Origin of the sequence: Methylobacterium sp. WL116, assembly GCF_008039455.1 — a bacterium.
Lineage (GTDB): Bacteria > Pseudomonadota > Alphaproteobacteria > Rhizobiales > Beijerinckiaceae > Methylobacterium.
Genome location: NZ_VRUV01000374.1, coordinates 1 through 4,560 on the forward strand (window position 1 = coordinate 1; position 4,560 = coordinate 4,560).

The window sequence follows — 4,560 nt, forward strand, 5'->3', positions numbered from 1 at the left end:
GCGGGCCGCGCCGCGGCCGATCCGGTCTGGCGCCTGCCGCTGCACGCGCCCTATGCGAGCCTGCTCGCCTCGAAGGTGGCCGACCTCAACAATGTCTCCGGCGGCCCCTTCGCCGGGGCGATCACCGCCGCGCTGTTCCTGCGCCGCTTCGCCCCGAGCACCAAGCGCCACGTCCACCTCGACCTCTACGGCTGGAACCCCTCGGCCAAGCCCGGCCGGCCGGAGGGCGGTGAGGTGCAGACCGCGCGCCTGGTCTACGCGCTGCTCAAGGAGCGCTACCCGGCGGCGTGACACGCGGGATCTTCGTGGGGGAAGATGGCCCACGTCGTCGTCGGCTCGCCTGCCGGGCTCGTCGCGGGCCGGAGCCGGGCCGCTAGGCCGCGGCGGCCAGCGCCTCCGGGCCGGCGGCCTCGATGCGGTTCCCACCGAGGACTTTTGCCCGGTACAGCGCGCCGTCGGCGCTCGCGAGCCTCTCGGCGAGACCGCGGCCCTCCGGGGCCGCGAGCCCGCCGCTGACGGTGGCGTGGATCGCGAGGCCGTCCGCCCCCGCCGGCGCCGAAGCGAACCGGCGCGCGATCGCCGCGTCGCGGCTGAGCGCCGGCTGCCGGTCGCAGCCGGGCAGGAGCGCGGCGAACGCCTCGCCGCCGGGACGGACGAGGAGCGCATCGGACCCCGTCCCCTCGCGTACGGTCTCGGCGAACAGCGTCAAGTCTCGTCGCCGACCGGATGGCCGTAGCGGTCGACGGTCCGCTCGCGAACCTGGACGACGCCCGCGATGCAGGCTTGCCGCATGCCCGACATCCTTACGCCGCGTGATCACGAGGCTGCACGCGCCTGCGCGCCGAGGTTTCCACCAGCGCGCGTGTCGGCGACGGTCGCCGCGACCGCGATGATCGAGCAATGGCGGCGCTCTCGTCTTCCCGCGTCGACAGCCGCGACCCGGAGACGCTTGCGCGTCCACGTCTCATCCCGCCAGCGGCAGCCCCGTCTCGATCAGCCGTGCCCAGAGCGAGGCGCCGAGCGGGGCGGCGGCGTCGCAGAAATCGTAGTGCGGGTGGTGGAGCGCGGCGCTGTCGCCGTTGCCGAGGAACAGGTAGGCGCCGGGGCGCCGGCCGAGCATGTAGGAGAAGTCCTCGGCCGCCATCATCGGCGCGACGGCGCGGTCGACCCGCGCTTCGCCGACGAGGCCGGCGGCGACGTCGGCCATGAAGGCGGCTTCCGCCGGGTGGTTCTCGGTCACGGGGTAGCTCGATCCGAAGTCGACGCTGCCGACCGCGCCGAACCCGGCCGAGACCTGCTCGACGATCGCCACGATCCGCGCCTTCGTCGTTGTGCGCACCGCGGTCGAGAGCGCGCGCATGGTGCCGCGCATCGTCACCGTCTGCGGCAGCACGTTGAAGGCTTCGCCGGCCTCGAGCGCGCAGACCGAGACCACGGCCGATTGCAGCGGGTCGATGGTGCGCGACACGATCGATTGCAGGGCGATCACCACGTGGCTCGCCACCACGACGCTGTCGATCGCGTTGTGCGGCAGGGCGGCGTGGCCGCCGCGTCCCTCGATCATCAGGGTGAAGCGGTCGGTCGAGGCCATGATCGGGCCGGGACGGATCGCGAAGGATCCGAGCGCCAGGCCGGGGATGTTGTGCATCCCGTAGACCGCATCGATGCCGAAGCGCTCCATCAGCCCGTCCTCGACCATCGCCTCGCCGCCGCCGCCGCCCTCCTCCGCCGGCTGGAAGATCAGCACCGCCGTCCCGTCGAAGTTGCGGGTGGCCGCGAGGTACTTCGCGGCGCCGAGCAGCATCGCGGTGTGCCCGTCGTGCCCGCAGGCGTGCATCTTGCCCAGCACGGTCGAGCGGTAGGCGAGGTCGCGCACCTCCTGGATCGGCAGGGCGTCCATGTCGGCGCGCAGACCCAGGGTGCGGGCGGCGGCTTGGCCCGCACCGTGTCCGGCCCCGTTTCCCCTGCCCCGGATCACGCCGACGACGCCGGTCCGGCCGATGCCGGTCTCGACCGCGTCGCAGCCGAAGGCCGCGAGCTTGTCGGCGACGAAGCCGGCGGTGCGCGTGACGTCGTAGAGCAGCTCGGGATGGGCGTGCAGGTCGTGCCGCCAAGCGGCCATCTCGTCGGCGAAGCGCCGGATCTCCGGCAGGCCGCCCGTGAATCGGTCCTCGGCGGCCGCGCCGCGGACGTGGGCATCGCGGGCGATCGCAGGTTCGGCGGACGGGTGCGGCAACGGCATGGATCGGTAGGCCTTCGGCTCCGGTCGTCGCGGCCGGCAGGTCCCACCAGCAAACAGGGGGCCAACGCTCCGGTCAACGCGGGAGCGACGGCGTATCGCCTCAGCGGCGGCGCCCCGATCCGCCGTCGTTGTGGGCGAGCGTCTGCGCCGCAAGAGCCGCGTCCAGTTTCCGCATCGCCTCGAAGCGCGCGATGTCGGCCTCGACGTCGCGGATCGTCTCCTCGACGAGGTGATGCTGGATCGCGAGGCGGGGATCGTCGGGCGCCATGCCCTCGCGCTCGCGCAGGCGCAGCACCGCTTGCCGCACCACCCCGTAGACCGCCTCGCGCTCGGCCCGGTTCATGGTCGGCTTGATCGCCTGGGCGACGAGGTCGGAGAAGTCCGGCATGGGCGTGCGATCGGGTCCGCTCGAGGGGGGGCGGCCGGACCCGGATGCGGGCCGGCCCTATCGGGCGCTGCGCCCGCTCAGATCCGCTGGTCCCTGATCCCGCCGACGATCAGCGACACCGAGCTCCACAGCACCACGAAGCAGAAGAACAGCACCGCGAGCTGGCGCCAGCGCTTGGGATAGAGCGAATCCGTCGGGATCATCGGCGGCACGAAGGCCGTGAGGAAGATGTGCTGCTTGCCGGCGGAGACGCGCGCCCGGTCGAGCAGCGTGTTCGCCATCTCGTTGAGCTTCTCGGCGATGGTGCGCTCGACCATCAGGCCCTCGTATTCGAGCAGCGCGTTGGTCATGGTCGCGCCGCCGGCGGCGCCCCCGTCAGTGGTCAGCTGGTCCTGCAGCGTCTTCATCTGGCCGTCGATCGCCGCCACTGTCGCGGCGAGGACCTGGATCGAGCGGGACTTCTCGTCGAGGTTCGAGCCGCGCAGCACCTGGAGGTCGTTCTCCGCCTTCAGCTTCTCCTTGCGCAGGGTCATCATCGTCAGCAGGGTGCCCTCCGCCGACTTGATCGGATCGATGATGCCCCAGTGGTTGCGGTAGCGCTGGATGTCCAGCGTCGCCTTGCGCAGCCGCTCCTGCGCCGCCGCCGAATCGATCTCGGCCTGCTTGACCATGTCGGCCTGCGCGCGCCGCGAGATCTCGTTGATCAGCACCTCGGAGCGGGCGACGACGTCCTTGGCGATCGCCAGGGCGTCCTCCGGCGTAAAGGCGCGGACCGACAGCTGGATCACGCCCGAGATCGCGTCGATCCGCGCCTGGACGTGCTCCTGCCAGTACTTCGTCAGCTCCTCGATCGGCTGCGGCGTGCGATAGCGCGCCCAGAAGTCGGCTTCCTTGCGAGAGAACATCTGCGACACGCCGAGGCTCTTCTCGACGGCGTCGACCATCGCCTGGCTGTTGATGAAGTCCCGGACGATGTAGCTGTCCTGGCTGTTGTGCTTCTGAATCAGGCTGGTGTACTCGCCGAGCGACACGTTCTCCATCGGCTCGACGTTGCCGCGCACGGCGAACTGCGCCTCGGCGATGTACTGGTCCGAGGCGATCGCGAACAGGTAGAACCCGACGACCGCGGTCGGCAGCAGGACGAACAGGCTGAAGCGCTGGACCAGCCGGGCGACGTAGCTCTTCGGCTCCGCGTCGACCGGGCTGAGGCCCGGCAGGCGGGTCCAGGCGAGGCTCTCGCGGGTGCGCTGGACCAGCGAGCGCCGGGCCGGATCGCGGATCGGCTCGATCGTCTCGGCACCGCGCCGAAGCTCGGTCACAGACCGCTGCGCGACCTGCAGAAGGCCGCGGAGCCGATCGCCTTGCCTGACCTCGTCGACGCTCATCCGATCCGGTTTCCTGCGCTCTGCTCGTTCGACCGCGCCGTGACGGAGACGGCCGCGCCGTGCGACCTCGCCGGCTCGCTTTCGAGACGAGGCCCGCTCGCGATCGGAGCGGTGCCGCAATCCCGTTCTTTTCGGCCCTTTTTAAGGCGTCGGCGGTGCGCGGCCGGCGGCGGCCGGCACGATCCGCCGCGGTTGCGCGCCGCCCGTCCCCGTCCTACCCGATGTGCGATGAAAACGGATCCCGCCGACGTCGCACCTGCCCGACCCGTCCGAACGGCGAAGGCGAAGTTCTCCGAGGTGGTGGCGGTCTGCACGAAGTGCGCCAAGCGCCAGGGCTTGCCCAAGCGGGCGATCCGCGACCGGGTGAAGGCCGGCCTGAAGCAGGCCCGGCCCGGGGCGAAGCTTCGGATCGTCGAGACCGGATGCCTCGGCCCCTGCCCGAAGCGCCTCGTCGCCGTCGCCACCGGGGCCAGCGTCGCGGGCGGGCGGATCCTGCTGATCGACCCGACGGCGCCCGCGGCCGAGATCGCCGCCCAGCTGCTGCC

The 4,560-nt window shown here is 71.8% G+C and carries 5 protein-coding genes and 1 pseudogene; 2 read left to right on the forward strand and 4 right to left on the reverse strand.

Features of this window, described 5'->3' with window-relative positions; genetic code table 11:
- Positions 1-291, forward strand: a pseudogene (locus FV223_RS20750) (leucyl aminopeptidase family protein); the annotation flags it as partial.
- 82 nt (positions 292-373) lie between these two features.
- Here FV223_RS20750 and FV223_RS31975 read toward each other — a convergent pair.
- From FV223_RS31975 to FV223_RS20770, 4 genes are all read right to left on the reverse strand, one after another.
- Positions 374-709 carry a diguanylate cyclase gene (locus tag FV223_RS31975; RefSeq protein ID WP_246686373.1) on the reverse strand — a complete coding sequence of 112 codons (336 nt, stop codon included), beginning with the start codon at positions 707-709 and terminating at the stop codon, positions 374-376.
- Positions 710-964: 255 nt separating this feature from the next.
- Complete coding sequence (locus FV223_RS20760; protein ID WP_246686379.1) at positions 965-2,152, reverse strand: M20 aminoacylase family protein; 1,188 nt, start codon at positions 2,150-2,152, stop codon at positions 965-967.
- Between the two features lie 190 nt (positions 2,153-2,342).
- Complete coding sequence (locus FV223_RS20765; protein ID WP_147728782.1) at positions 2,343-2,630, reverse strand: hypothetical protein; 288 nt, start codon at positions 2,628-2,630, stop codon at positions 2,343-2,345.
- Positions 2,631-2,707: 77 nt separating this feature from the next.
- Positions 2,708-4,015 (reverse strand): capsule biosynthesis protein, encoded by a 1,308-nt coding sequence (locus tag FV223_RS20770; RefSeq protein WP_147728783.1) that lies wholly within the window; start codon positions 4,013-4,015, stop codon positions 2,708-2,710.
- Between the two features lie 228 nt (positions 4,016-4,243).
- Between FV223_RS20770 and FV223_RS20775 the strand changes: the two genes are divergently transcribed.
- On the forward strand, positions 4,244-4,560 hold a 317-nt coding region (locus tag FV223_RS20775), incomplete at its 3' end, for a hypothetical protein (protein WP_147728784.1).

What these genes read in the sequence shown, in the direction of transcription:
- FV223_RS20765 (WP_147728782.1), bottom strand. Translation starts at nt 2,630, where the DNA reads ATGCCGGACTTCTCCGACCTCGTCGCCCAGGCGATCAAGCCGACCATG.
- FV223_RS20770 (WP_147728783.1), bottom strand. Translation starts at nt 4,015, where the DNA reads ATGAGCGTCGACGAGGTCAGGCAAGGCGATCGGCTCCGCGGCCTTCTG.